A 26,592-nucleotide genomic window follows, 5' to 3' on the forward strand; every position below is an offset into this window, starting at 1 on the left:
ATTTTTTATAAATTTTATGATAAAATATTTAATTATTCTTATCTATTAAGATATCCCAAAATTTGGAATTCTATGAAAAAACAAGATACTTTAGAAAAAATTTTAATCCCCGTAATAATAACAGGTTTTTTATTTATTGTTAGTTTATATATTGGTATAAATATGATTGTAGGTTCATATATTGATGATCAAACAAAAATGTTTTTTGCTTTTTATATGACTTTATTACTAATTACACTTGTAATTATAGCTATATTTGTAACAAATAGATTTGTAAAAAAACCAATGATTGAGTTAACTGACTTTCTAGATAAAATTGAAAATGATCAATATGAATCTTTCAAAAAAAACTTTGATAATACAGATATTGATAACTTTGTTGTTCAAGTTAATAAATTAATCAAATATTTAGATAACAAAGATAAAAAAACAAATAATTTGATTGAAAACTTAAAAGATTCAAATAAATCATTAGAAGAGTATCAAAAGGCTGTTGATGCTTCTGCAATGATATTAAAGTTTGATGTGGATGGTAAAATCACATATGCAAATGATAAACTCCTGAAAAACACCTCATATAAAAAAGATGAATTAGTCAATAAAAACTATAATATTCTTAAACATAAAGATATGGATGAGCAATTTTTTATAAGTCTTTGGGATACAATTAAACAAAAAAATATCTGGAATGGTGAAGTTAAAAACATTGATAAAAACAATAATATTTTTTATACTTCAACTATAATTGTTCCTATCCTTGATTCAAATGAAGAGATTATTGAGTATCTTTCTTTTTCAATAGATATTACAAAACAAATAGAATCACTAAAAAAAGCAAAAGAGGCAGAGGCTTCAAAATCAATATTCTTAGCAAATATGTCCCATGAGATTAGGACACCATTAAATGGTATTTTAGGATTTGCAAAGCTTCTTGAAAGCTCACAACTACCTAAAAAAGAAAAAGGTTATATCAATATTATAAATAGTAGTGCTAAATCTTTACTTGGAATTATCAATGATATCTTAGATATTTCAAAAATTGAAAGTGGAAAAATTGAATTAGAAAAAAGAAGATTTAATCCTTTTAAAGAGTTTGAACCAGCTATTGAACTTTTTGTTGCAAAAGCAAATGAAAAAAGTATAGATATACTATTTTATATCGATCCTAGTTTACCAAGTTCTATAATAGGGGACTCCTTAAAAGTTAAACAAGTACTTTCTAATCTAATTGGAAATGCAATAAAATTTACACCAGAACATGGTGATATTACTATACGTATAGAAGAAACAGAAAAAACTGATAAAAAAGTAAAAATACTTTTTAGTATAAAAGATAGTGGTATAGGTATAGCAAAAGAGAACCAAAAACTAATATTTGACCCATTTTCACAAGCAGATAGTAGTGTTACTAGAAAATTTGGAGGTACAGGTCTTGGGCTTAGTATTAGTTCAAATATTATTTCACTAATGGGTTCAGAAATCCATTTGGATAGTCAAGAAGATAAAGGAAGTGAGTTTTATTTTGAGCTTGAATTAGATTATGAAAAAAGTAAAAATCTATATCCTCAAATAGATACAAGTTCTAAAATTGCAATCTATTGTGAAGAGTATGATTGTACATCTCAATTAGGAATAGCAAAAAAATATTTAGCAAATTATAGTAATCCTGAAGTTACAAACACGGTTAAAGGTTTAAATGATTATAGTCTAATAATTGGTTGGTATGAAGAACTAACCTCTTTAAATTTAGATAAAATAGATATTCCATTGATTTTTATTAGTGATTATAAAGATAAAAATTTAGAAATATCAAATGAACATAGAATAATAAAGTCACCAATAAATCAGTCTAAACTATATGATGCTATTGTAGATATTTTAAATCCAGATCTTAAAGAAGATGTTCAAATAGATACCCAACTAATAGAAAATTCAAATATTTTAGCTCTTGTTGTAGAAGATAATCCAGTAAATCAACATCTAATGGAAGCTATGCTTTCACAGAAAAAAATAAAATCAAAATCTGCTGATAATGGACAAATTGCAGTTGATAAAATTAAATCTGGTTTGGTTTTTGACATTATTTTTATGGATATTAATATGCCTGTTATGAATGGAATTGATGCTACCCATGAGATATTAAAATTTGAGCAGGAAAACAATCTTGAACATACACCAATAATTGCATTAACTGCAAATGCTTTATCTGGAGATAAAGAGAAGTTTTTAAAAGAGGGGATGGATGGATATATACCTAAACCTTTTGAAGAGTATATGTTAGATGATGTACTAAATAACTTCTTAAATTTAAAAAAGAAAGAAGAGAGTAAAGATTCAAATAAAATTATTGAAGTAGATGTTGATGAGTTTGATATAGATATTGAGAATTTTGAATATTCAATTGAAGAGAGTGCAAATAATTTAAAACTAAAACTTCCTATTTTTAAAACTATTCTAAAAACGTTTATAACTTCAATAAATTTAGATTTAGAAAAATTAGATGAAGCAATTGAAAAAAATGATTATAAAGAGATTCAATCTATTGCTCATAAAATAAAAGGTGCTTCGGGAAATCTTAAAATGGATACAATATTTAAGCTAACAAAAGATATTGAATATCTTGCTAAAGATAAAACTGACATTGATTATAAACAGAAGTATGAACAACTAGTTTTATTAATTGATAAAATAAAAGAAGTTTATGAGAAAAGTTAATCTAAAAGATTAACTAACTCTTCGCAAAATATATCAAAAGAGGGTAAGTTTAAATCACTCTCTCTTTGTTTTTTCCCCCACATAGGTTCGGGAAAATATGAATCCTCTTTGAACCTAGCCATTATATGAAAATGTACATGAGGTACATAGTTTCCAAAAGAAGCAATATTTATTTTTTCTGGATTATAATAAGCTAGCATCTTTTTTTCAATAACATCTAAAATATTAAAAATCTCTTGTTTTATATTTGTAGGACATTGTGATAACTCTTTATAATTGTCATTTGTAAATATTTTAAGCCAAGGTATTTCACTCTCTTCAATTTGTACATTAATATATTCATTCGTGAAGATCGTCATATATTTTCCTTATTTTATCAATTGAATTTAAAAACAAATCAACCAAAATAGGGTCAAAGTGTTTACCTTTTTGTGAGATTAAAAAATCTGATGCCTCTTCAAAACTCCACGATTTTTTGTAGGGTCTTACTGAAGTTAAAGCATCAAATACATCTGTAATAGAAACAATTCTAGCACTAATAGGTATCTCATCACCCTTTTTTCCATTTGGATAGCCTGTCCCATCAAATTTTTCATGATGATTATAAGCTATTTTCTCACCCTCTATTAAATATGGACTTTGTGTATCTTTTAATATCTCTTTACCAATAAAAGCATGAGAACGCATTATTTTTGTTTCTTCTTCATCTAGAAATGATTCTTTTAATAATATACTATCTGGAATTCCAATTTTTCCAATATCATGGAAAGGGGAAGAGTAAAATATAATCTCTTGCATCTTTTCATCTAATCCATACTCATTTGCAAGAACTTTTGAATAATGGGCAACTCTTGTTGTATGATTAGAAGTTTCCTCATCTTTGTATTCAGCAGCTCTTCCTAATACCATTAAAGTTTCATGTTCTCTATTTAAAATCTCTTTTGTAGCATACTCAACTTCACTTTCTAAATGTAATGCTTTATCTTTTAGTTTTAGCTGGGCTTCTCTTAAACTTATAAGGTTAAGACTTCGTGCTTTAAATTCTGCTATGTCTATAGGTTTAGATAAAAAATCAGTTGCTCCTGCTTCAAGGGCATTTAATTTTACCTCTTGTACATCTCCAACTGCTGTAATTACAACTATTGGGATCTCTTTGTGCTCTTTTCTAAATCTTTTAATCAGTTCTATACCATCAATTTCTGGCATCATATAATCAGTATACAATATATCAATATCGTTTTTTAATGCGTATTCCAATCCCTCTAAAGAGTTTTCAAAAGTAGTTATTGAAAGATTAAAATCAGCTGCATAAGCTTGTACTAACATTAAATTTACAGGTTCATCATCTATATATACAGCTTTTATATTTTCTAAATTCATTATAATGACCTTATATTAAAAGTGTATAGTACCAAATTTGATATTACAAAATAATAAATAAATATATAATGTAATTTTATAAAGTATACAATTAGAATTAAACAACATTTAAGCTAAAATTAATTATAATCCGTTTCCATTTTTCCAACCATAAGAGAATTTTTTATAAAATCTTTTTGTGTTTTATAAAGGGTTGGGAAGAACCAGAAAAACAAAAATGACCATGCAGATGTCTAGTTGTCTTTGTTTGCTCTGTTGATTTATAAACAAAGACTTTTGTTTTTCATTGAGCAGTTTTTCCCTGTTGGAAGTGGTAATATACACAAAAAGGACAGACTGATGAAAGTTAGAGCTTCAGTAAAGAAAATGTGTGATAAATGTAAAGTTATCAAAAGAAGAGGTATCGTAAGAGTAATCTGCGAAAACAAAAAACATAAACAGAGACAAGGATAATCGATGGCAAGAATTGCAGGTGTTGATTTACCAAACAAAAAAAGAATGGAGTATGCTTTAACATACATCTATGGAATTGGTTTACATAATTCAAGATTAATCTTAGATGCTGTTGGAATTGATTACAACAAAAGAGCACACGAACTAACAGAAGATGAAGCAGCAGCAATTAGACAAGAGATCCAAAAAAACTATATGGTTGAGGGTGATCTTAGAAAAAAAGTTGCTATGGACATCAAATCTTTAATGGACTTAGGTTCATACAGAGGTTTAAGACACAGAAAAGGTTTACCTTGTAGAGGGCAAAAGACTAAAACTAATGCTAGAACAAGAAAAGGTAAAAAGAAAACTGTTGGTGCAGCAGCTAAGTAAGGGATAACGAATGGCAAAAAGAAAAGTAACTAGAAAAAAAATAGTAAAAAAGAACATTGCTGACGGTATCGTTCATATTGCAGCAACATTCAACAACACAATGGTAACTGTAACTGATGCAGCGGGTAACGCTATCGCATGGTCAAGTGCAGGAAACTTAGGATTCAAAGGTTCTAAAAAATCTACTCCTTTTGCAGCTCAACAAGCAGTTGAAGATGCAATGACTAAAGCAATGGAACATGGTATTAAAAATGTTGGTATCAAAATCCAAGGACCAGGTTCAGGTAGAGATACAGCAGTTAAATCTGTTGGAGCAATGGAAGGTATTACAGTAAAATGGTTTAAAGATGTTACACCATTACCACACAATGGTTGTAGACCTCCTAAAAGAAGAAGAGTGTAAGGAGTAGTTAATGGCTAGATATAGAGGACCAAGAGAAAAGATTGAAAGAAGATTGGATGCAGACCTTGGATTAAAAGGTGAGAGAAGACTTAACGGAAAATCTGCATTAGAAAAAAGACCATTTGCTCCAGGACAACACGGACAAAGAAGAGGTAAAATCTCTGAGTATGGTTTACAATTAAGAGAAAAACAAAAAGCTAAATTCATGTATGGTGTTTCTGAAAAACAATTCAGAAAATACTTCAAAGAAGCAGCAAGAAGAGATGGTAATACAGGGGCAAACCTTATTACATTAATCGAGCAAAGATTAGATAACGTTGTATATAGAATGGGATTTGCTACAACTAGAGCAAACGCTAGACAATTTACAACTCACGGACACGTTTTAGTAGACGGTAAAAAAGTGGATATTCCATCTTTCGTTGTAAAACCTGGACAAAAAATTGAAATTAAAGAAAAATCTAAAACTAACCCACAAGTTGTAAGATCATTAGAACTTACAAACCAAACTGGTCTTGTTGATTGGGTTGACGTAGATAAAGATAAAGTATTCGGAATTTTTACAAGAATCCCAACTAGAGAAGAAGTTGTTATTCCTGTTGAAGAAAGATTAATCGTAGAGTTATATTCTAAATAATAAGCAAGGTAGGCTATGAAAAAATTTGCAGACACACCGTTTTTACCAACAGAGGTTGAGATAGAGGCTATCAGTGATAATGAAGCTAAAATATCAGCATATCCATTTGAAAGTGGTTTTGCAATAACTTTAGCACACCCTCTTAGAAGACTTTTATTAAGTTCGTCAGTTGGATACGCTCCAATTGCTGTAAAAATTGAAGGTGCTTCTCATGAGTTTGACTCATTAAGAGGAATGCTTGAAGATATAGCTATTTTTATAATTAATCTTAAGAATATAAAGTTTAAAATTAATGGTGATGAAGAGCAAGTTGTTGTTGAATACTCTTTTGATGGTCCAAAAGAGATAAAAGGTGAAGACTTAGTAAACTCTGATGTTGAAGTAGTTTCTCCAGATGTACATTTAGCAACAATTAACTCTGACTGTAACTTAACATTCTCTGTAATTATCCAAAGAGGTATTGGTTATATGCCTTCTGAGGATATCAGAGATATGGTAAGTTCTGATTATATTCCATTAGATGCTTTCTTTACACCAGTAAAAAAAGTAGTATATGATATTGAAAAAATGTTAGTTGAAGATAATCCTAACTTTGAAAAAGCTGTATTTACAGTACAAACAAATGGACAAATTACTCCAGTTGCTGCTTTTAAAGAAGCAGTATCAGTTATGTACTCTCAAATGTCAGTATTTAACAAAGTATTTGATTTATCTGAAGTTACAGTTAATGATGCTGGTGAAGAACCAGTTGAATTAAAAGATTTAATTGTAAAAATTGATGATTTAAATTTAAGTGCTAGAAGTTTCAACTCTTTAGATAGAGCTGGACTTAAATTCCTAGGTGAATTAGTACTTATGAGTGAAGTAGAAGTTAAAAATATTAAGAATTTAGGAAAAAAATCATTTGATGAAATCGCTGAGAAATTAGATTATTTAGGTTTCCCAATTGAGAATACACTTCCTGAAAATGTTGCATCAGCTTTAAGAAGAAAGCTTGAGCAACTTAAAGCATAATTTAAGGGTTTGACATGAGACATAAGCACGGATATAGAAGATTAAACAGAACTTCTTCTCATAGAAAAGCGTTACTAAAGAACTTAGCAATCGCTTTAATCGAAAGAGAGAAGATTGAAACAACTGTACCAAAAGCAAAAGAATTACAAAGATACATTGAAAGATTAGTAACTACATCTAGAAATGCAGATTTTAACACTCACAGAGCTGTTTTCGCATTATTACAAGATAAAGAAGCTACTAAAAAAATTATCAATGAAATTGCACCAAAGTACTTAGAAAGAAATGGTGGATACACTTCAATTGTTAAGACAAGAATTAGAAGAGGTGATGCTACACCTATGGCATTTATTTCTTTTGTTTAATCAAGATAACAAATAGATCCAAAAAGGGAGATGAACATGTTTCATCTCCCTTTTTTTATACTTAAAAACTATTCAAAATATTTCAAATATCACTTTACCCAGATTTAATCAATTTTTTTATATAATAGCGCGCAATATACTATTCGTTAATCCTAGGAGACAGATTTGATAACTCTAAAAGAAGCACTAAGTTTAAGTAGTGAAGAAGTTAAAAATTTAAGAGAAGATTTAAACTCTAAAATCAAGCAGAGTAACATCGGTGCTTATGTAGAACAACTAACTAATAGTGAAGTTTCAACTTCAGGTGAAGGTATTCCAATAGCTATTAAAGATATTATCAATGTTAAAGATTGGAATATTACTTGTTGTAGTAATATACTTCAAGGTTATGTTAGTCCTTATGACGCAACAGTTATTAAAAATTTAAGAGATGCGGGACTTAGTCCTTTTGGTAGAGCAAATATGGATGAGTTTGCAATGGGAAGTAGTACTGATACTTCTTGCTATGGTAAAACTTTAAATCCAAATAATCCTAATAAAACAGCTGGTGGAAGTTCAGGTGGTAGTGCAGCGGCAGTAGCTGGTGGTATTGCAATTGCAGCACTTGGAACAGATACTGGTGGTTCAGTTAGACAACCAGCAGCATATTGCGGATGTGTTGGTATGAAACCAACATATGGAAGGGTTTCTAGATATGGAGTAACAGCTTACTCTTCATCTTTAGACCAAGTAGGACCTATAACTCAAAATGTAGAAGATGCAGCAATTTTATATGATATTATTTCTGGACATGACCCTATGGACTCAACTTCTGCAAACGTAGATTATACTCCTGTAGCAAGTAACTTAAATAGCGATAAAAAACTTAAAATCGCTGTAATTGATAACTTTGTTGAACAAGCAAGTGATGAGATTAAACAAGGTTTTGGAAAAGCAATTAAAGCTTTAGAAGATGCAGGACATGAGATTGTTCATAAAAGTATGTTAGATACTGATAAGATTCTTTCTTCTTATTATATAGTAGCAACTGCAGAGGCAAGTGCAAATCTTTCAAGATTCGATGGTGTAAGATATGGAAATAGAAAAGGTGAGGGTGGACTTAAAGATATGTATGTTCAAACAAAATCACAAGGTTTTGGAGATGAAGTACAAAAAAGAATCATGTTAGGTTCTTTTGTTTTAAGTTCTGGATATTATGATGCTTATTATATTAAAGCTCAAAAAGTAAGACACTTAATCAAAGATGAGTATGAAGAGATTTTTAAAGATGCAGATTTAATTCTTTCTCCAGTTGCACCAACAACTGCACCTGAGTTTGGAAGTTTTAAAACTTCATTAGAGATGTATTTAAGTGATATTTACACAATATCAGTAAATCTAGCTGGACTTCCAGCAATATCACTACCTGTTGATAGAAATAGTGATGGTATGCCAATAGGTTTACAAATGATAGGAAGAGCTTATGACGAGCAAACGTTATTTGATGGTGCTTTAGCGTTAGAAAAAGCTGTTAATTATAAATAATAAAAATTTACAAAAGGCATATTATGAGAATTAGAAAAAGAGCATTAACATTTGAAGATGTTTTATTAGTTCCTGCAAAATCAGAAGTTTTACCAAAAGAGGTATGTTTAGAAACAAAATTAACAAAAAATATTACACTTAATGTTCCATTTGTATCTGCTGCTATGGATACTGTTACAGAATACAGAGCTGCAATTGCAATGGCAAGACTTGGAGGGATTGGTATTATTCATAAAAATATGGATATTGAGTCTCAAGCACTTCAATGTAAAAAAGTTAAGAAAAGTGAATCTGGGATGATTATTGACCCAGTTACAATCAAAAAGACTCAAACACTACAAGATGCTGAAGATATTATGGCATCATACAAAATCTCAGGTGTACCTGTAGTTGATGATGATAACAATCTACTTGGTATTCTTACAAACAGAGATATGAGATTTACGAAAGATTATTCTCAATTAGTTCAAGACAAAATGACTCCTATGCCACTTGTAACTGGTAAAGAGGGAACTACTTTAGATGAAGCTGCTGATATTATGCACCAAAATAAATTTGAGAAATTGCCAATTGTTGATAAAAATAATAAATTAGTTGGACTTATTACAATTAAAGATATTAATAAAAAAAGAGAATATCCAAACGCAAACAAAGATCAATTTGGTAGATTAAGAGTTGGAGCTGCAATTGGTGTTGGTCAATTAGACAGAGCAAAAGCACTTGTAGAAGTTGGTGTTGATGTTTTAGTTCTTGACTCAGCTCACGGACACTCAAAAGGTATCTTAGATACAGTAAAACTAATCAAAGCAGAACTTGATGTAGATGTTATTGCAGGAAATGTAGCAACAGCTGAAGCAACAGCAGATTTAATTGCTTCTGGTGCAGACGCAGTTAAAGTTGGGATTGGACCTGGTTCAATCTGTACAACAAGAATTGTTGCAGGTGTAGGTGTACCTCAAATCTCTGCAATCGATGAGTGTGCTGCAGAAGGTGCAAAACATGGTGTACCTGTTATCGCTGATGGTGGTATCAAATACTCAGGTGATGTTGCAAAAGCATTAGCAGTTGGAGCAAGTGCAGTTATGATGGGAAGTGCCTTAGCTGGTACAGAAGAATCTCCAGGTGAGGTTATCCTTTCACATGGTAGAAAATTTAAAACATACAGAGGTATGGGTTCAATTGGAGCTATGACAAAAGGAAGTACAGACAGATATTTCCAAGAAGGAACAGCAGCTGATAAACTAGTTCCAGAAGGAATCGAAGGTATGGTTCCATATAGAGGAGCTATCGGAGATATCATTCACCAATTTATAGGTGGACTTAGAAGTTCTATGGGATATGTAGGAAGTGAATCAATTCCAGTATTCCAACAAAGAGCAGAGTTTGTAGAGATTACAAGTGCAGGGCTTAAAGAGTCTCATGTTCATGATGTAACGATTACTAATGAAGCGCCTAACTACCACATCTAAAAAATGAAAAGTGATGTTCTAAACATCATCTTTTTGCTTTACTCTGCGTTGAAGTGAAAATTTTAATGCTCACGTACTTACGTGTACGCTCCGCTTAAAATTTTCACTTCGCCTTGATTAAAACTAAAATCTAATATTTATAACATCACTTTATATTTAATTTTTTTATAAGTTCTTATCTGAATAATTTTAAATTAAAGTTTTTTGCAATATAATTTTTAATATTATAAAGGTTGTTTGTGACAGTAAAAAGTAAAAAAAGTTTATTCATATTATTTTTTCTTTTTTCATTCGTTATAATGGTCTGGTCTACTAATAAACCTATCATTGTCAATGAAGATATCTTTATTTATTGTTGGACTGACATTCTAGCTGGAATTATTACTATTTATGTTATGTTTTTTTTCATCAAAGAATTAAGAAATGAATGGAATGATACAGTCAAATCAATCAAACTATTTATTTTAGTAATTGCTTCACCTTTTATAGTGCCTTTTTTTGTAAAACTTTTTTTTGAACAATCACTAATGCTTTTCTTTCATATACTTACATCTGAAAAAAGTATAAAAGTAGTAAAAGTAAAAGATAAAATATCTCTTAGAAGATGTCAAAATGGGATTGAATTACAAGGTTACTCTTTTGTTAATGGAAGAATATGTGGAATACCTGAAGAACATTTAAATAGGTTAAAATATGGAGATCAAATTACAATAGAAGGTGAAAGTTCTTATTTTGGTTTTACTACAGAAAAGATCAAGTATATTTATAAAGAAAAAAAAGAGCCAACAGATACAAGTCCAGACGCAGATTGGAAGAAACAACCATCAAAATCCTATAAAGTACTTTAACTTTTTCAATTACAATTATACCCTACAATTACAATTATACCCCAGAGGTTGAATCTCCACTTTTTAATTTAACAACTTTATAAAAGGTTATCAGTTTTTACTTTCATCTCTAGCTTTTTTCTTTGCTTTTTTTATATCTTTTTGACGTGTTGGTGTAAATTGATTTTCTGCTCTTTTATTCTCTGCTCTTTTTTTTTGAATAAAATAAATAATAACTCCAGAACAGACAAAAGATAGTAATGCTACTACTTCAAACATTGATTTCCTTTTTTGTTTATAATATCATAGTAAAAATATATGTAAATCTTATGTTATATATTTTAAATAAATGTAGAAATTAAACTCAAATAGATATAATTCTTTTCACAAAAAATAATTAAAAATTACACTCCAAAGCTAGAATCTCCACTTTTAAATCTATTTAAAATTCACTCCAAAACTTTTGAGTAGAAGTATTGCATCTTCTTTTTTATATTGTAAAATTAATTCTTTTTCTTCTTTAGATGCTTCTTCAAAAAAATTTTCTAATATTTTAGTGCCAAATTGAATTACATTATTATTAACCTTTAAACCAAAACTTTTATCTTGTGATTGTTTAAATAGCTCATGTAATTTTGCATATCCTGATTTATTAAAAACAATAATTATATTGTATAGATTTTGATTTTTAGGGTCAATTAATGCTTTTTTGTATCTAATACTTTTTATATCATTTTTTGTTAGACTTGTTGTTTTTTCATATATAAAAAAATTGTTTTTATAAGAAATTTTCTCATTAGTTGTTGAACATGCATTAAAAGTAAATATAGTTAGAATTAATAGTATTAGATATTTCATTAGTATTCAACCTTTATTAATATATTTTGTCCTAGTGTATGACTTTTAAAACGGACTTTGGTACTACAAAAACAATCTTTAGACATAAAAGTCGTACTTGTTGGACCTACAAGTTTTTTGGGCATACTTTTTCCACCTTCTAATATTTCAATATCAAATGTAGATTTAGCTTTCGATTCTGATGAAAATGAAACTTTAAATCCAATTCTTCCAGTATGTGTATAAATTTTAATCCATTTTCCCCAACCTATGCCAAGAGGTGGTGCATATGCTTTAAATATAGTCATTTTACTACCTTTTTATAAAGTTAAGCTTTATAATATTATAAATTATCTTTTAATGTAATTAGAAATAATTTTTTATAGTATTTATTAGTAGATAAGATGTATGATTTTCTTAATCTCAACATACATATTGACAATACATACTTTAATAAGAGTAGAAATTAAACTCAAATAGATATAATTCTTTTCACAAAAACTAATTAGGAAAAATAATTTATGAATGAAACTCTAATCTATCCAATGATTGCTCTAATAGCTTTCATAGCTTACAAAAAATATACTCAATACAAAGTCTTAAAACTTGTACCATCTCTTTTAGAAGAGGGTGCTCAGATTATTGATGTTCGAACAAAAGAGGAGTTTAATTTAGCTAATAAAGAGGGAAGTGTAAATATCCCTTTAGAATCCCTAAAAAATAGAACAAATGAGTTGGACAATAGTAAACCTATAATTCTTTGTTGTGCTAGTGGAAGTAGAAGTGGTTTAGCCAGACGACTTTTATTGTCTAATAGTTTTGACAATGTTCATAACGCTGGTACAGAAATAATACCCCTGAGGTTGAATCTCCATTTTTATAATAATCATTGAGTATCTCACCAACTAAAATAAATGGTACAAAAAAATGTAAAGGTCATTATCCCACTCTCCCACATTTGAGAAGCCGAGTGTTTATTTATTGTTTCGGAAAAGTTTTGTAACTGTTTGAGCATAAGAAATGTGCTGGGAGCATATTTTTATGTGAGTTTTACAAAACAGAAATAATAAATAAAAAGCGAGGGAAGCTTCTGCCTTCGAAACTCTGTGGGTTGCTTTTTGTTTTACTTTTTTCAATAAAAAAGTAGAATTTCTATCCCAGGGCTTAAGTTTCTACTTTTTAATTTAACAACTTTATAAAAGCTTATCAGGTTTTACTTTCATTTCTAGCTTTTTTCATTGCTTTTTTCATTGCTTTTTTTATATCTTTCTGACGTGTTGGTGTAAATTGATTTTTAACTCTTTTATTCTCAGCTCTTTTTTTTTGAATAAAATAAATAATGATTCCAGAACAAACAAAAGATAGTAATGCTACTAGTTCAAACATTGATTTCCTTTTTTATTTATGACATCATAGTAAAAATATATGTAAATCTTGTGTTATATATTTATAAGCCAATATTTAAAATTGCAAGTAACACCCCAGAGCTAGAAACTCCACTTTTAAATTTATTCAAAATCCACTCCAAAACTTTTGAGTAGAAGGATTGCATCTTCTTTTTTATATTGTAAAATCAATTCTTTTTCTTCTTTAAAAAAGTTTTCTAATATTTTAGTGCCAAATTGAATTACATTATTATTAACTATTAAACCAAAACTTTTACCTTCTGATTGTTTAAATAAATCATGTAATTTAGCATAGCCTAATTTATTAAAAACAATAACTACATTGTATAAGTTTTCATTCTTGGGGTCAATTAATGCCTTTTTGTATGAAATACTTTTTATATCATTTTTTGTTAAGCTTATTGTTTTTTCATATATAAAAAAGTTGTTTTTAAATGAAATTTTTTTATTAGTTGTTGAACATGCATTAAAAATAAATATAGTTAGAATTAATAGAATTAGATTTTTCATTAGTATTCAACCTTTATTAATATATTTATAATATTAAAAGTTATCTTTTGATATTATAAATATAATTTTTTTAAATATCTACTTAAAATAACATGAGAATTTTTCAATGTAAATATGATTTAGAACAAAAATTATCAAAAAAGTGCCAGACACTATTTTTGATGCTAGATAGTTATGTATTGTGGGTGGTAATAAAATACTGATAAAATCTTGAAGAGATAGTTAGTCCTACTGACACAACTATTTCTCAACTTAACCGTTATAAGGAAAACGATGGTAAATATATTATTTGCAAAAACATTTTTAATTGTAGGAGGAATGCTTTTCCTTACAGCATTGACAGCAAAAATTAATCGATTCTTTGAAACTTCATTTGAAATGTGGTCAACATTTATTATTTCTTTTTTATTATTATTTCTAATTTTAGGCTTCTCAAATGACTACCCTTTAAATCTTATTTTAGTTGCTGCTTTTTCTTTAGTGATTGGTTGGCTAATTGGACCTGCAATTGAACGTTTTGGAATGAGATATAAACTACGAATGTATTTAAAAAGCAATGGAATTGTTTTAAAAAAAGGTGAAAGTGCCACAGATAAACAAATGGAAGAATTTGAAAAGTCTTTTGATAAAGATGCTTATCACAAAGAATGGCAAAATGTGATTTTTCAAGCGGTGATGGGAACTGCTTTAGCTGTCGTTGCAACAGCTTCTATAGTTTTTCTCACTGATATTGATTTTAGTTTTTTAGGTGGCTTTCTATTTATAAGTTTGATTATTCTCATTATAATGGGATTAATTAATACTTTCTTTATACGTTCAAAGCTTTTTTCATTGATTAGAGCATATCTTGGCGCAGTAGTTTTTACATTCTATTTATTATATGACTTCAATTACCTTCAAAGTAAATCAGGAGATGAAAGTTGGTCAACAGCAATTAATATATCAGTAAATATTTATTTAGACATAATAAATCTATTCTTAGATTTGTTAGAAATTTTATCTGAGTCAAACTAATGTATTACAACAAATTCCTAAAAAAGAATATTTATGCATAGAATAAACAGGTAATGACATACCTCCTATTTATATAATACTATTCCATATCAATGAGAATAAAAAAGTATCAGTCATCTTTTATATTTTTTCTAATTAATACACATAAAGTATTGTTATTACAGATATATAGATAAAATATATATTTTAATTATAATTAAAAGTAAAAATAAAATCATAATATTATATTTACAATTAGTTTTTATTAAATGGCAAATTTAAGGATACTTTATGTAATTATCTAGTTATATAAATAATTAAGTAACAAATATATATAATATATTATTATTTTTTAAGTAGTTATATTTCAAATCAAATTAAGGATCAATTATGAAAGTATTAAAATCAGGTGTTATTTGTTTATCACTTTTAATAGCACAATACAGTATTGCAGACGTAGAGGCAGATAGGGAAGCCGAAAAATTATTAAGTACAATAGGCATGGAAAAGGTAATGAATCTGTCAATGTCTCAGATGATAGATCTTCAATTACAGCAAACTCCAGCTTTAGCTCCGTATAAGCCTGTAATAATTAAGTTTTTTAATAAACATATGAGCTGGGAGTCGTTAAAACCTGAATTTTTAAAAATTTATTCTGAAGCTTTCTCTGCAAAAGAGCTTCATGAAATCAACGAATTTTACGCAACTAAAACCGGAAAAAGGACCATCGAATTAATGCCTTCACTAATGACACAAGGAGCTCAGATTGGGGCATCCCGTGTGCAGGAAAATATTGAGGAATTACAGGCGATGATAAAGGCAGAGTCAGAACGACTTCAAAAATTGAGTAAGCAATAAACTTAATATAATGAAGGATAATCTATGCCATCTGGAGTAAATCAAGCTATTATTGCAATTTGGGTTACAATAGGATTATCAGTAATTTCTGCACTTATTAATAGATTGCTGGGAGAATTATCTGTTGAAAAGTTTATTATTTATATACTTTTATGTGCTCTATTTTGTATTTTCCCTTACAAATTAGCTAAAGGTAGTAATCCTACGAGATGGATTTATACAATATTAATTGTAAGTAGTATTCTTTTAATGCTTGGTGGTGTTGGTACTGATATGCCAAAGTTAGATATGATTGTTTCAATTGTTGTGTTACCTATAGAAGTTTTTGCTATCTTCCGTCTTTTTCAATCAGAAGCTTCTTCCTGGTTTTATAAATAGTAATTAGTATAAAACAAAAATTCCACTTCAAAATTTTTGAGTAGAAAAATTGCATTTTCTTTTTTATTTAGATGATCCTTCAAAAAATATAATATAGAATTTTCTAAATACTAATATTTTATTGAGAAAATATACTTAAAAAATAGCAAAAATTAAACTCAAATATATATTATTGAACACTATTATATAATATTTTCTATAATTATTAATAAGTAATATAAGTATTTATTAATAATAAAAATAATAATATATTAATATTAAAATATAAGGAGACTATAAGTGAAAGGAAAAATATTAGACTTTAGCTTACAAGAGGGTAAAGGTATTATTTCTGGTGATAATGGAACTCGATATGATTTTGTTATTTCAGAATGGAAAAATGAAAAAGCACCTGCAGTTGGTCAAACTGTAGATTTTGATATGAATGAAAACAGCGCAGTTTCTATTTATTTAGAAAAAGCAATAGCTAGTGGAGAAAAAAGCAAACTTGCAGCAGCATTATTGGCATTATTTTTAGGTGGATTTGGTATTCATAAATTTTATTTAGGTTGTAATACTGCTGGTATTATAATGCTTTTAGTTTTCTTATTTGGTTTTATTTTATTAGGAATCCCAAGTATTTTTATTGGAATGATTGCATTTATTGAAGCAATATTATATTTAATTAAATCAGAAGAAGATTTCGAAAAAATTTATATTGATAATAAAAAATGTTGGTTCTAAAAAGTTAGCTATTTTAAATAGCTAACTTTTTTTCTTTTTATTTATCCTAGAAGATAAATTCTCATTTTTAAACTTTACCTCTTCGTTATTCAATATATTCTTATTCTTCTTCAACAAAAAAATCAATAGGATTTTTATCATTTACACAATCGGGTGGAGTAAATTCACTTTTGCTTTCCCAAAATCTTTCAAGTGACAACTTCCCACAGTTTGAAGTGAAGTTTCCATGACCATAGTTTTTTAAAACAATGTTTGTTGAGTTTTGAAGTCTTGCATCAATGTTTTCTGCATAAAAGTATGGAGTTACGGGATCTAGTGTACCTGTTATTATAAGTACTGGAACGTTATTTTTATAAGGATACTGTACAAATCTTCCCCCTCCATATACCTCATAAATCCCATTATGTGTCATAATGTCATAAATGCTGTAAGAGTTTGTAAATTCTCCTAAAGTATCTTTTTTAGCTAAAAGAGTATTGAGATTAATAGGATAATCTTGGTAGTGAATAAAGTTAAATATAAGATCTTCATCACCTTCTTCTGTGTAGGTTGTGGTAAGAGACTCTAAAAAGGTGTAGTTATCATATATAAGTTCATTATAGATCCTATGAATCATATATGGAATAGTGCTATAATTGCTTCTCGAATAAAGGTTTTCGTAAACTTTTATAGCTAGATTTCTCCCATCAATATTGTATTTATTACCATTAAAGGTATAAAAAAATGGTTTATTATGTAAATAGTCCATTACAAAGAGAAACTCATCTTTCAAGTTTGGATAAGCTCCATTACATTTGCTATCCTCTTCACACACCTTAAAAAAACGCTCAATAGCTTCTTTATATTGAGTTACTGAGTGTTGCATAAAATCACTATTTTCTGGTAAAACACCATCTAACACAACACTTTCTAAATTTTCAGGGTAAAGTTCTAAATACTCTAAAGAGAGCCTACTTCCATAAGATACACCTAGTAGATTTATCTTTTCATATCCTAAACTTTTTCTTAAAGATTCAATATCATATGCACTATTTCTTGTTGTAAAATCTTTTTTAAATAGACCTTTACTTTGTAGAAAATTTTTACACCCAATTAAAGCATCTATATAAGAGCTTTTAATTGAAGTTTCAAACTGCTCTTGGGTGATAGAGTTTATTGTGTTGTTTTCACCAAGAAGCTCTGTTAGGTTTTCTTTTAATTCACTCTCATCTACACTAGAACAAGAAAGATAGGAAGAGGAGTACTGCTCCCCTCTACGATTATAAAAGATAAGGTCTCTATCATCAAAAGTAGAGAAATTAGATGATACCCAATCTAGAAAAGTGAGTTCTTTTAAAGCTCCTTTTTCAGTAGGACCTCCTACTTCATAAATAACTGGTGATTTTATAGCTTCTTTTTTTGCTCTTTTAATAACAATTGGAAGGGAAAAAGTTGATGTTGGATTAAAGTAGTCGTTTGGGACTTCTAACACTCCACATTCAAGGTCAGTTCTATCAATATCAAAACTACTACACTCTGTAGTATAATAACTTTTTGAGATCTGTGGGATAGTGTTATCACTGCCACAGCCTGAAAAGATTAAAATACCCATAATAAGGGAAAAAATAATTGTTCTCATACAATTCCTTCTTTATAAAAAGTTAAAAAAGCCATCTACACTATAAGTTGATAGAATAAATAATACCATACAAGCACTAAAATAATATCCCTAGTTATACCTAAGTAAACACTCATAATATTATATTTTAAATAAGAGCAAAAATTAAACTCAAATAGATATAATTCTCTTCACAAAAATTTAATTAGGAAAAATAATTTATGAATGAAACTCTAATCTACCCTATAATTGCAATAATAGCTTTCATAGCTTATAAAAAATATACTCAATACCAGGTCTTAAAACTTGTACCATCTCTTTTAGAAGAGGGTGCCCAGATTATTGATGTTAGAACAAAAGAAGAGTTTAGTTTAGCTAATAAAGAGGGAAGCGTAAATATCCCATTAGATTCTCTAAAAAATAGAATAAATGAGTTAGACAATAATAAACCTATAATTGTTTGTTGTGCTAGTGGGAGTAGAAGTGGCTTAGCAAGACGTCTTTTATTATCTAATGGCTTTGAGAATGTGCATAATGCTGGTATGTGGAAATCTCTTTTAAAGTTTTAAAACAGCTTTTATTCTAAGTATTTCTGATTTGTAATAATGAAAAAACTTAGCCTACAAATTTTATATAAAAGAGCTTGTTAAACTGATTTTGAATATTATGAAAATTAAAATAATGTTAGGGAGTAAATAATAATTATGGAAAGCTACTTACCTTATTTTCTTATTTTTATTGGAGTAGGTTTAATTATATTTCTTACAAGTTTGATATTAAGAGCCACTAAAAGTAAAAGTTGGGAAAAAACATCTGGTGTATTGTTAGATAAGGGGACAAGACTTCATATTTCTAGAGATATTATAACAAAAAATATTGATTGGAAAAGTATTCATATTGATGTTCAATATGAATATGAAGTTGATGGAAAAATATATATTTCAAAAAGAGTCACTTTTTCTGACATGGTTAATAAACCAATGAGTTGCCTAAACAAACTATTAAATGAGTATTTATCTACAAATAAAATTATTGTTTATTATAATCCCAAAAATCATGGGGATAGTGTACTATTTCCTGGAGCTACTATATGGAATTTTACCCCAATGATTACAGGAGTAATATTTATAAGTGCAGGAATATTTCTTTTAAATAGTTAAGTAAAATTATTAGCTCATTCTTACTGTAGGCAATAATAGAGTTAATCTATTATTGCCTTTTGTACTTAGACTTTATCTTCTTTTTGCCAAGTTCTTTTTAGGTTATGTATATAAACAATCAAAATAAAAAATATTGATGATGTTACACCTAATACTAATAATAGACTTGTTTCTTCAGGTACTGTGTCAAGTAAAATTAACTTTCTTATGATAACTACGAATGCAATCTCTAGGAAGGTTAGGGCATATTCAAAACCACTTTTTATAAATAGTGTTTTTACTATTGCCAATACAATCAAGGTAAATAAACCATCTGTTAATATCATTTTTATAGACATAAAATCTAATGCTCCTTGTGAAAGAGTCAATGAAATCATTTTATGAGAAAGACTTAATATACAAACTGCTAAATAAACTATCATACTCAATATAAATAGATGTTTTAACAAATTTATAATACGCAAAAATATGATATCGATTTTATTTTCTAAAATTTTATCAAATTGATTTAGCTGACTAAAAACCTTTTCTAGAAGGTTTTTTTCTTGGACATCTGCCACTTTTTTTATTCCTTATTTTATGGGCTTAATTTTTGCGAATATTATCACAATAGAAATAAAAATACAAGTGAAAATGAACAAATATTCATAATAAATTTTATACACTATTTTTTTCATTTTTTTATAGTAAAAAATAAAAATATTATTAACTTATATTAATATAAAAACAACTATTATACTTATGAAAATACTAGGATAGCATATGAAAAAGATAGTTTGTTTTTTTATAATTTTTAGTGTAAATATTTTTGCAGGAAAATTAATTGAGTTGAATACTAGAGAGGGGATTACCCAGAAGTTTGAATTAATAGAAGCTAGGAATCCTGTAGCGAGTTTGATATTATTTGTAGGTGGAAAAGGTGCATTGGATTTATCTGCATCATATATTGGTGTTAATTATGGTTGGGGAAAATTAAATTTTTTAGTTAGAGTAAAAGATGATTTTGTAAAAAATGGATTTAATGTAGCTGTTGTAGATGCTCCAAGTGATAAGCAAGTTAAAAAAGGTATGTTAGGTGGTTTTAGAAATAGTGTTTCTCACCAAGAAGATATAGATAAGGTTATCTCATATTTAAAAGAAAAATACTCATTGCCTATTTGGTTGATAGGTACAAGTAGAGGGACTGAGTCAGCTGCAAGTATAGCTATAAATACAAAAGTTGGAATTGATGGTTTGATTTTAAGTTCAAGTATTAGTGAAGAAAGCTCTAGAGGTATAGCTGTTACACAAATGGATTTAGATGAAATAAAAGTTCCAGTTTTAATAACTGCTCATAAAGATGATGCTTGTAAACATACACCAGCTTCAGGAGCACAAAAAATAAAAGAGCTTTTATCAAATACAAAAAAAGTACAAGTTAGTATTTTTGAAGGTGGACATGAAGTTCAAGGCCCATGTCGAGCTAAATCCCATCATGGATATTTAGGTGTTGAAGAAAAGGTTGTAGAGAGTATGTCAAAGTACATAAAAGAAAATATCTAAAACTATTTAGTAAAAAAGAGTTAAAATTATAAATTCAAAAATTTATAAAAAGGATATATATGTCAAAAAGTTTTGAATTTATAAATATTGGAAAATTTGAAGATATTAAAGATAGTCAATATACCTTGCCAGATTCAAAAAAGGTATTAGAAGGTAAAATTTTTTTAAATGAATTAATGAGTTTAAGTGGAAGTGAAATATCTTTAAACAGCTTTGCTCCAGGTCAATACTTCCCTTTTGATCATAAACATATAAAAAATGAAGAGATCTTTATTATACTAAAGGGTAATGGAGAATTTGAAATAGATGGAAATAAATTTCAAATAGAAGAGGGTAGTGTAGTAAAAGTTAGTCCTAAAGAGGTCAGAAATATTTGTAATACTTCAAAAGATACAAATCTTTTATATATTGTAATACAAACAAGAGAAGATAGTATGAATAGTAAAAAACCTACAGAAGATGGTATTAGCGTGATTGAAAGAACTAAATGGTAGAAAATATTAGAATTTATCTTTTATTAATATTTAACTAACTATTATTTCAAAGTTTTTAAAAAAGAAATTATATTTACAGTTTCTTTTCTAAATGATAATTTATTAAATAAATCTAGGGTTGCAAATGGCTAAAAGTCAAAACAATAACAGTGTAAAAAGTTCAAAAGTTGATCTTATCAAACTTGGAAGTAATTCTACTCCAAAAGCATTTTCAAAAGATACTACAGTAAAAGACCAAGTGGTAAATGCTAGAAAAAGTGCAAGCTTAAATAAAGAAAAAGCTAAGAAAAAAGCCAAAATGGCAAAAGCTTCAAGAAAGAAAAATAAGAAATAGAATAATTTTATAAACTAACTATTTCTTCATACAAAAATACATAAATTAAATATAAAATGGATTATTATTTTATAAAGGCTGTGTTATGTTAGAAAAGTATGAAGATCAAATCATTTTTGGTGTATTTAGTGTATTTTATTATCTTTCCTCGTTTTTTGTATATGTATCTGTACTTCATTAAAAAAGAAATAAAAAACAACCTAAATCATAGTATAATTAAATATGAAAATAGAACTATACTATGATAAAGAGTGTCCTTTTTGTAAATATTATGCAAATTATATAGAACTAAAACAAAATCATAATCTTATTCTTCAAAATGTAAGAGAGAGTAAAAAGACTATTGATGAATTTAGAAATCTTGGATTTGATATAAATGATGGATTTATAATAAGAGTAGATGAAAAAGATTTATATCAAGGTTCAGATGCAATTATATATTTAAATAAAATCTCTAAAAAAAGAATTTATTTTAAAGATAATAAATTTTTTAGAAATTATATCTATTCATTTGTAAAAATATTAAGAAAAATTATTCTTAATTTAATAGGTAAAGATACTAAAATTTAGCTAATTATAGTAATTATTATCAACTTTAGTTCTAAAAATACATAAGAAAAAAATAATTTTATTCATTGTTTATAATACACTTGTTAAACTCCTCTCAAAATTAATAGGAGAGATAATGAAAAAAATAATCTTATCAGCAATACTTACTACTAGTTTTGTTTTTGCACATCAAATAACAGCAAAACTAGAAAATAATGTTTATAGTGCTCAGTTTTGGGCACATGGAAAATATGATAATTTTGATATCAAACAACTAAAAGGTGCTACTGCTTATGATCAAAATAACCAAGAGATAAAAACAGGAATTGATTATTCAAAGGGTACACAATTATTTATGGCAAAAAAACCTGCGATGATAGCTTTATCTTTTGATGCTGGATATTGGACTAGAACTGATAAAGGTTATGAAAATATAGAACCAAGCAAATATAAAGGTATGGTTTTTAATACTTTAAAAAGTATCAAATATGGAAAAAGATATTTCTCTTGGAGTGATTCATTTATAAACCCTGTAGGTTTAAGTATGGAAGTTGTGCCTTTAATCAATCCTTTAAACATAAAAAAAGGTGAAAAACTACCAGTTTTAGTTTTAAAAGATGGGGAAGCTTTACAAAATGCAGGTTTCGAAACATCTGATTATGAGGATTTAGATATAAAAACAAATAAATTTGGTATTGCATATATACCTGTAAAATCAACTGGATTACAAATAATTGCAGCAAAATATTATTCAAGTGAAATAAATGATCCAAATGTAAATAATATTACTATTCAAAGTAGTATCTCTTTTGAGGTAAAATAGTGATAAAAAAGTATCTTATTGCATTTTTGATTTCAAATATTTCATTATTTGCGCATGGTATTTTTTATAATGTAGTAGAGGGAGCGATTAGTATTCATCTCTCTTCTGCTAATAATATTAGTATAAGTGATGCAGAAGTAAAAGTTTTTGCCCCAGGAGGAAGTTTAGCTTATGCAAAAGGATATACTGACATAAATGGAAATTTTGCTTTTATGCCTGATAGTGCAGGCACATGGCATGTAAAAGTTTCTATGTCAAGTGATCATGGGAACCACGAAAAAGAGTTTAATATTGAATTATCAGATGATTATAAAGTTAAAGATTTTGATAAACTTCCTATAGAAAGGTATTTAGGTATCTTAAGTATTTTAGGAATTATCTTTGGTATTTTTGGTGCATTTAGTTTTTTTCAAAGAAAGAAAAGTTAAGCATTATTGATTTTAATATAAATTTTGTATACTAATATTTTAAATATTGAGGATATGAAATGAAAAATATTTTTATTATAACTATAGTTGTTGTTGCTATTGGATATATGTTTGTTTTGATGAAAGATAGATTTGATAATATCAAAGAAACAAACCAAAAAATAGCACAACAAAAAAAATAAGCTAGATATTTCTTTCGTATTATCTAGTTTTAACGAATTTCTTTATACAATCACACCACTAAAACTAAGGAAATTGACTATGAATTTAATGGTATTTGGTGCACCAGGTGCAGGTAAAGGTACACAAGCAAAATTTTTAATTGAAAAGTATGATATCCCACAAATCTCTACAGGGGATATTTTAAGAGCTGCTATTGCAGACAAAACTGAAATGGGAATGGAAGCTAAAAAGTTTATGGATGAGGGTAAATTAGTTCCTGATTCAACTATTATTGGTATTATCAAAGATAGATTAGCTGAGGATGACTGTAAAAAAGGTTTTATTCTTGATGGTTTTCCAAGAACTTTAGCTCAAGCAGAAGCTTTAAGTGAACTAATGGAAAAAATGGCTATCTCTTTAGATAAAGTTATTTCATTAAATGTTCCAGATGAATTAATCGTAGGAAGAATCACAGGAAGAAGAGTTTGTTCAAAATGTGGAGCATCTTTCCATGTTGAATTTAATCCTTCAAAAGAGGAAAATGTATGTGATTACTGTGGTGGTGAACTTATTATCAGAAAAGATGATAATGCTGAAACTGTAAAAAGCAGACTTGGTGCATACCATGAGCAAACAGCTCCATTAATTGAGTTTTATACTAAGATGGGTGTTATGGTAGAACTTGATGGTACAAAAGATGTATCAGAAGTTACAGCAGATATGTTTTCTGCAATTGAAGCTTAATCAAAACCTCTTATGAGTTGAAGTTTTACTTCAACTCAATCTTACAAACTGCAATATTTCTATAGCATTTGAAAATTTTTTGTTAATATTGATTTATGAATTTAACTAATGAACAAAAAGAGATACTAAAAGCTGTCTCAAAATATAAAAATATAAAAATAAACGCTTTTGCAGGCACAGGGAAGACTACAACTTTAAGATGTATAGCAAATGAGTATAAAGATAGAAAAATTCTTTATCTAGCATTTAACAGTGCAATTAAAAACGAAGCAAGTTCAACTTTTCCTAGCAATGCTTATGTAAAAACAACTCACGGCTTAGCCTATAGTGCTATAAAAAAATATACTGATATAGATTTAAGCCGCTTGCAAAACTATAGGGCAATAGATATTGCAAATGAGTTTGAGATACCTTATACAAAAGCTTTAAGTGCATTAAAAATCTTTGAAAATTTTTGCAATAACACACAAGAAAAAATAAATGAAGAAGATATAGAGCATAAAACTGCAAAAAAGATGTTTGATCATATGTTAATTGGTGTTTTAAAACCTACACATAGCTTTTATTTAAAATACTATTATCTACTTATCTCAAAAGAGCAAATCCCACAATTTACCTATGATATTGTGATGCTAGATGAAGCTCAAGATACAAATGAAGTAACCCTAGGAATATTTAACTGTTTAAGCTCAAAAATTAAAATCTATGTTGGGGATAGACATCAACAAATATATAGTTTCAGAGGTAGTAAAAATGCCCTTGATAAAATCTCTTGTGATAAACAATTATATTTATCAGAAAGTTTTAGATTTAACAAAGAGATTGCAAACTATGCAAATATTTTATTAAAAAGCTTCAAAGATGAACAAGTTGATATAAAATCAAATAAAAACAATGATGAGTTAAAAACCTTTGGTTATATCTCAAGAACAAATGCCCACCTAATCTCAGTTATCTCAAAAAGAATAGAACAAAGAAAACCTTTTGTCACTGTTAGAAATCCTGATGAGATATTTAGTCTTAGTATTGAAATATACTATTTACTAAACAATGAAACAGATATGATAAGAAAAAACCCTTTTTTAAAAGGTTTTAAAGATGAAGAAGAGTTAGCTTCTTATGCAAAAGAAACAGATGACTTTGAACTAAGAAGTGCTTTAAAAATAGTAAAAGAGTATCAAAATCAAATATTTGATTTCAAAGAGATAGCTCAAAAGTTTTATAAAGCTTGGCAAAATAGAGATTTAAACAATTTTGACAAAAGATTAAATGAGATTTTATTTCTAACTACAGCTCACACAGCAAAAGGTTTGGAGTGGGATAGTGTAGTTGTAGCAGATGATTTTCCAAATTTTGCAGACTTGATTTTAGATATGGGATATACAAGTTTAAAACAGTTTAAAAAAGAGTTGAAAAAACTTACAAATCAAGAGTTGATTGATGAGTTTAACCTTTTTTATGTGGCTTTAACAAGAGCAAAAACAAAACTTGTAAAAGATAGTGAAAACTTCCATTATCTTATGTATTCAAATCTAGAAAAACTAATTGATAAAAAGATATCTGATACAAATGAAGAGTTTGAAAAAGATGACAAAAATATTGTTTTATCAAAAATGGACAAAGATGAGTTTCAAAAGATTAGAGAAAATAAAAACATTGAAAAAGGGAAAGCTAAAAATAGTGGTTTAAAATGGTCTTTAGAAGATAGAATAAAACTAAAAAGTTTATACAAAAAAGATACAAATATAGCCATAATAGCTACAAAACTAGAAAGAACTTCCACAGCCATATTAGCTGAATTATTAAAAAGTGAAGTTATAACTAAAGAGGAGAAAAATATCTTATCAACTTTAGTAAAGAACAATCAAAAAGCTAGTAAAACTATACTAGCTTGA

Annotated in this window: 35 protein-coding genes; 26 read left to right on the top strand and 9 right to left on the bottom strand. The window is 27.9% G+C overall.

All coding sequences use genetic code 11. From position 1 onward, the window contains the following. Window positions 1-72: 72 nt before the first annotated feature. The gene (locus ACKU3H_RS09640) at window positions 73-2,715 is read left to right on the top strand and encodes an ATP-binding protein (protein WP_320033640.1); all 2,643 of its coding nucleotides are present in this window, start codon (window positions 73-75) and stop codon (window positions 2,713-2,715) included. Here ACKU3H_RS09640 and ACKU3H_RS09645 read toward each other — a convergent pair. Both ACKU3H_RS09645 and ACKU3H_RS09650 read right to left on the bottom strand, forming a co-directional pair. Beyond that, entirely contained in the window at window positions 2,712-3,074 is a 363-nt protein-coding gene (locus ACKU3H_RS09645) for an HIT family protein (RefSeq protein ID WP_320033641.1), read from the bottom strand. The two genes, ACKU3H_RS09640 and ACKU3H_RS09645, sit on opposite strands and share 4 nt — an antisense overlap. Continuing rightward, window positions 3,055-4,095, bottom strand: a complete 1,041-nt coding sequence (locus ACKU3H_RS09650; protein WP_320033642.1) for an HD domain-containing phosphohydrolase — start codon at window positions 4,093-4,095, stop codon at window positions 3,055-3,057. The genes ACKU3H_RS09645 and ACKU3H_RS09650 overlap by 20 nt, the downstream gene beginning before the upstream one ends. Before the next feature lie 339 nt (window positions 4,096-4,434). On the opposite strand from ACKU3H_RS09650, the gene rpmJ reads away from it, so the two are divergent. The 9 genes from rpmJ (at window position 4,435) to ACKU3H_RS09695 (ending at window position 11,180) form a co-directional block, all read left to right on the top strand. Further along, window positions 4,435-4,548, top strand: a complete 114-nt coding sequence (rpmJ, locus tag ACKU3H_RS09655) for a 50S ribosomal protein L36 (RefSeq protein WP_004509205.1) — start codon at window positions 4,435-4,437, stop codon at window positions 4,546-4,548. A 3-nt stretch (window positions 4,549-4,551) separates the two neighbouring features. Next, window positions 4,552-4,920: a 30S ribosomal protein S13 gene (gene rpsM, locus ACKU3H_RS09660; protein WP_320033643.1), complete on the top strand. Its 369-nt coding sequence runs from the start codon at window positions 4,552-4,554 to the stop codon at window positions 4,918-4,920. Window positions 4,921-4,930: 10 nt separating this feature from the next. Then, complete coding sequence (gene rpsK, locus ACKU3H_RS09665; protein ID WP_320033644.1) at window positions 4,931-5,323, top strand: 30S ribosomal protein S11; 393 nt, start codon at window positions 4,931-4,933, stop codon at window positions 5,321-5,323. 10 nt (window positions 5,324-5,333) lie between these two features. Further along, window positions 5,334-5,960, top strand: a complete 627-nt coding sequence (gene rpsD, locus ACKU3H_RS09670; protein ID WP_320033645.1) for a 30S ribosomal protein S4 — start codon at window positions 5,334-5,336, stop codon at window positions 5,958-5,960. Window positions 5,961-5,975: 15 nt separating this feature from the next. Next, the gene (locus tag ACKU3H_RS09675) at window positions 5,976-6,974 is read left to right on the top strand and encodes a DNA-directed RNA polymerase subunit alpha (protein WP_320033646.1); all 999 of its coding nucleotides are present in this window, start codon (window positions 5,976-5,978) and stop codon (window positions 6,972-6,974) included. A 14-nt stretch (window positions 6,975-6,988) separates the two neighbouring features. Beyond that, a complete protein-coding gene (gene rplQ / locus ACKU3H_RS09680; RefSeq protein WP_320033647.1) occupies window positions 6,989-7,339 on the top strand; it encodes a 50S ribosomal protein L17 in 351 nt (116 codons plus the stop codon). A gap of 165 nt (window positions 7,340-7,504) precedes the next feature. Then, window positions 7,505-8,863 (top strand): Asp-tRNA(Asn)/Glu-tRNA(Gln) amidotransferase subunit GatA, encoded by a 1,359-nt coding sequence (gene gatA, locus ACKU3H_RS09685; RefSeq protein ID WP_320033648.1) that lies wholly within the window; start codon window positions 7,505-7,507, stop codon window positions 8,861-8,863. A gap of 23 nt (window positions 8,864-8,886) precedes the next feature. After that, window positions 8,887-10,332, top strand: coding sequence for an IMP dehydrogenase (gene guaB, locus ACKU3H_RS09690; protein WP_320033649.1), 1,446 nt, complete (start codon window positions 8,887-8,889; stop codon window positions 10,330-10,332). A 239-nt stretch (window positions 10,333-10,571) separates the two neighbouring features. Then, a complete protein-coding gene (locus ACKU3H_RS09695; protein ID WP_320033650.1) occupies window positions 10,572-11,180 on the top strand; it encodes a hypothetical protein in 609 nt (202 codons plus the stop codon). 90 nt (window positions 11,181-11,270) lie between these two features. Here the strand turns inward: ACKU3H_RS09695 and ACKU3H_RS09700 are convergent, their stop codons facing one another. The 3 genes from ACKU3H_RS09700 to ACKU3H_RS09710 all read right to left on the bottom strand — a co-directional run bounded on the left by ACKU3H_RS09700 (window position 11,271) and on the right by ACKU3H_RS09710 (window position 12,304). Next, entirely contained in the window at window positions 11,271-11,438 is a 168-nt protein-coding gene (locus tag ACKU3H_RS09700; RefSeq protein WP_320033651.1) for a hypothetical protein, read from the bottom strand. A 159-nt stretch (window positions 11,439-11,597) separates the two neighbouring features. Continuing rightward, window positions 11,598-12,017, bottom strand: a complete 420-nt coding sequence (locus ACKU3H_RS09705) for a hypothetical protein (protein WP_320033652.1) — start codon at window positions 12,015-12,017, stop codon at window positions 11,598-11,600. Continuing rightward, window positions 12,017-12,304 carry a colicin Z C-terminal domain-related protein gene (locus ACKU3H_RS09710; protein WP_320033653.1) on the bottom strand — a complete coding sequence of 96 codons (288 nt, stop codon included), beginning with the start codon at window positions 12,302-12,304 and terminating at the stop codon, window positions 12,017-12,019. Before ACKU3H_RS09710 ends, ACKU3H_RS09705 begins: the two co-directional genes overlap by 1 nt. A 213-nt stretch (window positions 12,305-12,517) precedes the next feature. Here ACKU3H_RS09710 and ACKU3H_RS09715 point away from each other — a divergent pair, with 213 nt between their 5' ends. Beyond that, window positions 12,518-12,889: a rhodanese-like domain-containing protein gene (locus tag ACKU3H_RS09715; protein WP_320033654.1), complete on the top strand. Its 372-nt coding sequence runs from the start codon at window positions 12,518-12,520 to the stop codon at window positions 12,887-12,889. Between the two features lie 313 nt (window positions 12,890-13,202). Here the strand turns inward: ACKU3H_RS09715 and ACKU3H_RS09720 are convergent, their stop codons facing one another. Together ACKU3H_RS09720 and ACKU3H_RS09725 are read right to left on the bottom strand one after the other, a co-directional pair. Continuing rightward, on the bottom strand, window positions 13,203-13,382 hold the full coding sequence (locus ACKU3H_RS09720; RefSeq protein ID WP_320033655.1) for a hypothetical protein: 180 nt from the start codon (window positions 13,380-13,382) through the stop codon (window positions 13,203-13,205). A 122-nt stretch (window positions 13,383-13,504) separates the two neighbouring features. Beyond that, window positions 13,505-13,912 carry a hypothetical protein gene (locus tag ACKU3H_RS09725; RefSeq protein WP_320033656.1) on the bottom strand — a complete coding sequence of 136 codons (408 nt, stop codon included), beginning with the start codon at window positions 13,910-13,912 and terminating at the stop codon, window positions 13,505-13,507. Between the two features lie 273 nt (window positions 13,913-14,185). Between ACKU3H_RS09725 and ACKU3H_RS09730 the strand changes: the two genes are divergently transcribed. From ACKU3H_RS09730 to ACKU3H_RS09745, 4 genes are all read left to right on the top strand, one after another. After that, the gene (locus tag ACKU3H_RS09730) at window positions 14,186-14,926 is read left to right on the top strand and encodes a Bax inhibitor-1 family protein (protein ID WP_320033657.1); all 741 of its coding nucleotides are present in this window, start codon (window positions 14,186-14,188) and stop codon (window positions 14,924-14,926) included. Between the two features lie 369 nt (window positions 14,927-15,295). Next, a complete protein-coding gene (locus ACKU3H_RS09735; protein ID WP_320033658.1) occupies window positions 15,296-15,763 on the top strand; it encodes a DUF2059 domain-containing protein in 468 nt (155 codons plus the stop codon). Window positions 15,764-15,787: 24 nt separating this feature from the next. After that, on the top strand, window positions 15,788-16,141 hold the full coding sequence (locus tag ACKU3H_RS09740) for a hypothetical protein (RefSeq protein WP_320033659.1): 354 nt from the start codon (window positions 15,788-15,790) through the stop codon (window positions 16,139-16,141). A 279-nt stretch (window positions 16,142-16,420) separates the two neighbouring features. Continuing rightward, on the top strand, window positions 16,421-16,864 hold the full coding sequence (locus ACKU3H_RS09745; protein WP_320033660.1) for an NINE protein: 444 nt from the start codon (window positions 16,421-16,423) through the stop codon (window positions 16,862-16,864). A 100-nt stretch (window positions 16,865-16,964) separates the two neighbouring features. Here the strand turns inward: ACKU3H_RS09745 and ACKU3H_RS09750 are convergent, their stop codons facing one another. After that, window positions 16,965-18,482: an alpha/beta fold hydrolase gene (locus ACKU3H_RS09750; RefSeq protein WP_320033661.1), complete on the bottom strand. Its 1,518-nt coding sequence runs from the start codon at window positions 18,480-18,482 to the stop codon at window positions 16,965-16,967. 200 nt (window positions 18,483-18,682) lie between these two features. Between ACKU3H_RS09750 and ACKU3H_RS09755 the strand changes: the two genes are divergently transcribed. Both ACKU3H_RS09755 and ACKU3H_RS09760 read left to right on the top strand, forming a co-directional pair. After that, window positions 18,683-19,030: a rhodanese-like domain-containing protein gene (locus ACKU3H_RS09755; RefSeq protein ID WP_320033662.1), complete on the top strand. Its 348-nt coding sequence runs from the start codon at window positions 18,683-18,685 to the stop codon at window positions 19,028-19,030. Between the two features lie 135 nt (window positions 19,031-19,165). Next, window positions 19,166-19,621, top strand: coding sequence for a DUF3592 domain-containing protein (locus tag ACKU3H_RS09760; RefSeq protein WP_320033663.1), 456 nt, complete (start codon window positions 19,166-19,168; stop codon window positions 19,619-19,621). Between the two features lie 65 nt (window positions 19,622-19,686). Here the strand turns inward: ACKU3H_RS09760 and ACKU3H_RS09765 are convergent, their stop codons facing one another. Beyond that, entirely contained in the window at window positions 19,687-20,181 is a 495-nt protein-coding gene (locus tag ACKU3H_RS09765) for a hypothetical protein (protein WP_320033664.1), read from the bottom strand. Window positions 20,182-20,383: 202 nt separating this feature from the next. Between ACKU3H_RS09765 and ACKU3H_RS09770 the strand changes: the two genes are divergently transcribed. From ACKU3H_RS09770 to ACKU3H_RS09810, 9 genes are all read left to right on the top strand, one after another. Next, window positions 20,384-21,163 (top strand): hypothetical protein, encoded by a 780-nt coding sequence (locus ACKU3H_RS09770; RefSeq protein WP_320033665.1) that lies wholly within the window; start codon window positions 20,384-20,386, stop codon window positions 21,161-21,163. 59 nt (window positions 21,164-21,222) lie between these two features. Then, window positions 21,223-21,657, top strand: coding sequence for a cupin domain-containing protein (locus ACKU3H_RS09775; protein ID WP_320033666.1), 435 nt, complete (start codon window positions 21,223-21,225; stop codon window positions 21,655-21,657). A gap of 124 nt (window positions 21,658-21,781) precedes the next feature. Next, entirely contained in the window at window positions 21,782-21,991 is a 210-nt protein-coding gene (locus ACKU3H_RS09780; protein WP_320033667.1) for a hypothetical protein, read from the top strand. 222 nt (window positions 21,992-22,213) lie between these two features. Beyond that, complete coding sequence (locus ACKU3H_RS09785; protein WP_320033668.1) at window positions 22,214-22,561, top strand: DCC1-like thiol-disulfide oxidoreductase family protein; 348 nt, start codon at window positions 22,214-22,216, stop codon at window positions 22,559-22,561. Window positions 22,562-22,676: 115 nt separating this feature from the next. Continuing rightward, window positions 22,677-23,363: a DUF4198 domain-containing protein gene (locus tag ACKU3H_RS09790; RefSeq protein WP_320033669.1), complete on the top strand. Its 687-nt coding sequence runs from the start codon at window positions 22,677-22,679 to the stop codon at window positions 23,361-23,363. After that, window positions 23,363-23,791, top strand: coding sequence for a hypothetical protein (locus ACKU3H_RS09795; protein WP_320033670.1), 429 nt, complete (start codon window positions 23,363-23,365; stop codon window positions 23,789-23,791). Before ACKU3H_RS09790 ends, ACKU3H_RS09795 begins: the two co-directional genes overlap by 1 nt. A 59-nt stretch (window positions 23,792-23,850) precedes the next feature. Then, on the top strand, window positions 23,851-23,973 hold the full coding sequence (locus ACKU3H_RS09800) for a hypothetical protein (protein WP_320033671.1): 123 nt from the start codon (window positions 23,851-23,853) through the stop codon (window positions 23,971-23,973). Between the two features lie 79 nt (window positions 23,974-24,052). Next, window positions 24,053-24,697, top strand: coding sequence for an adenylate kinase (locus tag ACKU3H_RS09805; protein WP_320033672.1), 645 nt, complete (start codon window positions 24,053-24,055; stop codon window positions 24,695-24,697). 95 nt (window positions 24,698-24,792) lie between these two features. Further along, window positions 24,793-26,592: a UvrD-helicase domain-containing protein gene (locus ACKU3H_RS09810; protein WP_320033673.1), complete on the top strand. Its 1,800-nt coding sequence runs from the start codon at window positions 24,793-24,795 to the stop codon at window positions 26,590-26,592.

Origin of the sequence: Halarcobacter sp., from assembly GCF_963675975.1 — a bacterium.
Taxonomy (GTDB): Bacteria; Campylobacterota; Campylobacteria; order Campylobacterales; family Arcobacteraceae; genus Halarcobacter.

Excerpts from the sequence above, each read along its gene's own strand:
- ACKU3H_RS09640 (WP_320033640.1), top strand. The coding sequence starts at position 73 with ATGAAAAAACAAGATACTTTAGAAAAAATTTTAATCCCCGTAATAATA.
- ACKU3H_RS09645 (WP_320033641.1), bottom strand. The coding sequence starts at position 3,074 with ATGACGATCTTCACGAATGAATATATTAATGTACAAATTGAAGAGAGT.
- ACKU3H_RS09650 (WP_320033642.1), bottom strand. The coding sequence starts at position 4,095 with ATGAATTTAGAAAATATAAAAGCTGTATATATAGATGATGAACCTGTA.
- rpmJ (WP_004509205.1), top strand. The coding sequence starts at position 4,435 with ATGAAAGTTAGAGCTTCAGTAAAGAAAATGTGTGATAAATGTAAAGTT.
- rpsM (WP_320033643.1), top strand. The coding sequence starts at position 4,552 with ATGGCAAGAATTGCAGGTGTTGATTTACCAAACAAAAAAAGAATGGAG.
- rpsK (WP_320033644.1), top strand. The coding sequence starts at position 4,931 with ATGGCAAAAAGAAAAGTAACTAGAAAAAAAATAGTAAAAAAGAACATT.
- rpsD (WP_320033645.1), top strand. The coding sequence starts at position 5,334 with ATGGCTAGATATAGAGGACCAAGAGAAAAGATTGAAAGAAGATTGGAT.
- ACKU3H_RS09675 (WP_320033646.1), top strand. The coding sequence starts at position 5,976 with ATGAAAAAATTTGCAGACACACCGTTTTTACCAACAGAGGTTGAGATA.
- rplQ (WP_320033647.1), top strand. The coding sequence starts at position 6,989 with ATGAGACATAAGCACGGATATAGAAGATTAAACAGAACTTCTTCTCAT.
- guaB (WP_320033649.1), top strand. The coding sequence starts at position 8,887 with ATGAGAATTAGAAAAAGAGCATTAACATTTGAAGATGTTTTATTAGTT.
- ACKU3H_RS09700 (WP_320033651.1), bottom strand. The coding sequence starts at position 11,438 with ATGTTTGAAGTAGTAGCATTACTATCTTTTGTCTGTTCTGGAGTTATT.
- ACKU3H_RS09705 (WP_320033652.1), bottom strand. The coding sequence starts at position 12,017 with ATGAAATATCTAATACTATTAATTCTAACTATATTTACTTTTAATGCA.
- ACKU3H_RS09710 (WP_320033653.1), bottom strand. The coding sequence starts at position 12,304 with ATGACTATATTTAAAGCATATGCACCACCTCTTGGCATAGGTTGGGGA.
- ACKU3H_RS09715 (WP_320033654.1), top strand. The coding sequence starts at position 12,518 with ATGAATGAAACTCTAATCTATCCAATGATTGCTCTAATAGCTTTCATA.
- ACKU3H_RS09720 (WP_320033655.1), bottom strand. The coding sequence starts at position 13,382 with ATGTTTGAACTAGTAGCATTACTATCTTTTGTTTGTTCTGGAATCATT.
- ACKU3H_RS09725 (WP_320033656.1), bottom strand. The coding sequence starts at position 13,912 with ATGAAAAATCTAATTCTATTAATTCTAACTATATTTATTTTTAATGCA.
- ACKU3H_RS09730 (WP_320033657.1), top strand. The coding sequence starts at position 14,186 with ATGGTAAATATATTATTTGCAAAAACATTTTTAATTGTAGGAGGAATG.
- ACKU3H_RS09735 (WP_320033658.1), top strand. The coding sequence starts at position 15,296 with ATGAAAGTATTAAAATCAGGTGTTATTTGTTTATCACTTTTAATAGCA.
- ACKU3H_RS09740 (WP_320033659.1), top strand. The coding sequence starts at position 15,788 with ATGCCATCTGGAGTAAATCAAGCTATTATTGCAATTTGGGTTACAATA.
- ACKU3H_RS09750 (WP_320033661.1), bottom strand. The coding sequence starts at position 18,482 with ATGAGAACAATTATTTTTTCCCTTATTATGGGTATTTTAATCTTTTCA.
- ACKU3H_RS09755 (WP_320033662.1), top strand. The coding sequence starts at position 18,683 with ATGAATGAAACTCTAATCTACCCTATAATTGCAATAATAGCTTTCATA.
- ACKU3H_RS09760 (WP_320033663.1), top strand. The coding sequence starts at position 19,166 with ATGGAAAGCTACTTACCTTATTTTCTTATTTTTATTGGAGTAGGTTTA.
- ACKU3H_RS09770 (WP_320033665.1), top strand. The coding sequence starts at position 20,384 with ATGAAAAAGATAGTTTGTTTTTTTATAATTTTTAGTGTAAATATTTTT.
- ACKU3H_RS09775 (WP_320033666.1), top strand. The coding sequence starts at position 21,223 with ATGTCAAAAAGTTTTGAATTTATAAATATTGGAAAATTTGAAGATATT.
- ACKU3H_RS09780 (WP_320033667.1), top strand. The coding sequence starts at position 21,782 with ATGGCTAAAAGTCAAAACAATAACAGTGTAAAAAGTTCAAAAGTTGAT.
- ACKU3H_RS09785 (WP_320033668.1), top strand. The coding sequence starts at position 22,214 with ATGAAAATAGAACTATACTATGATAAAGAGTGTCCTTTTTGTAAATAT.
- ACKU3H_RS09790 (WP_320033669.1), top strand. The coding sequence starts at position 22,677 with ATGAAAAAAATAATCTTATCAGCAATACTTACTACTAGTTTTGTTTTT.
- ACKU3H_RS09800 (WP_320033671.1), top strand. The coding sequence starts at position 23,851 with ATGAAAAATATTTTTATTATAACTATAGTTGTTGTTGCTATTGGATAT.
- ACKU3H_RS09805 (WP_320033672.1), top strand. The coding sequence starts at position 24,053 with ATGAATTTAATGGTATTTGGTGCACCAGGTGCAGGTAAAGGTACACAA.
- ACKU3H_RS09810 (WP_320033673.1), top strand. The coding sequence starts at position 24,793 with ATGAATTTAACTAATGAACAAAAAGAGATACTAAAAGCTGTCTCAAAA.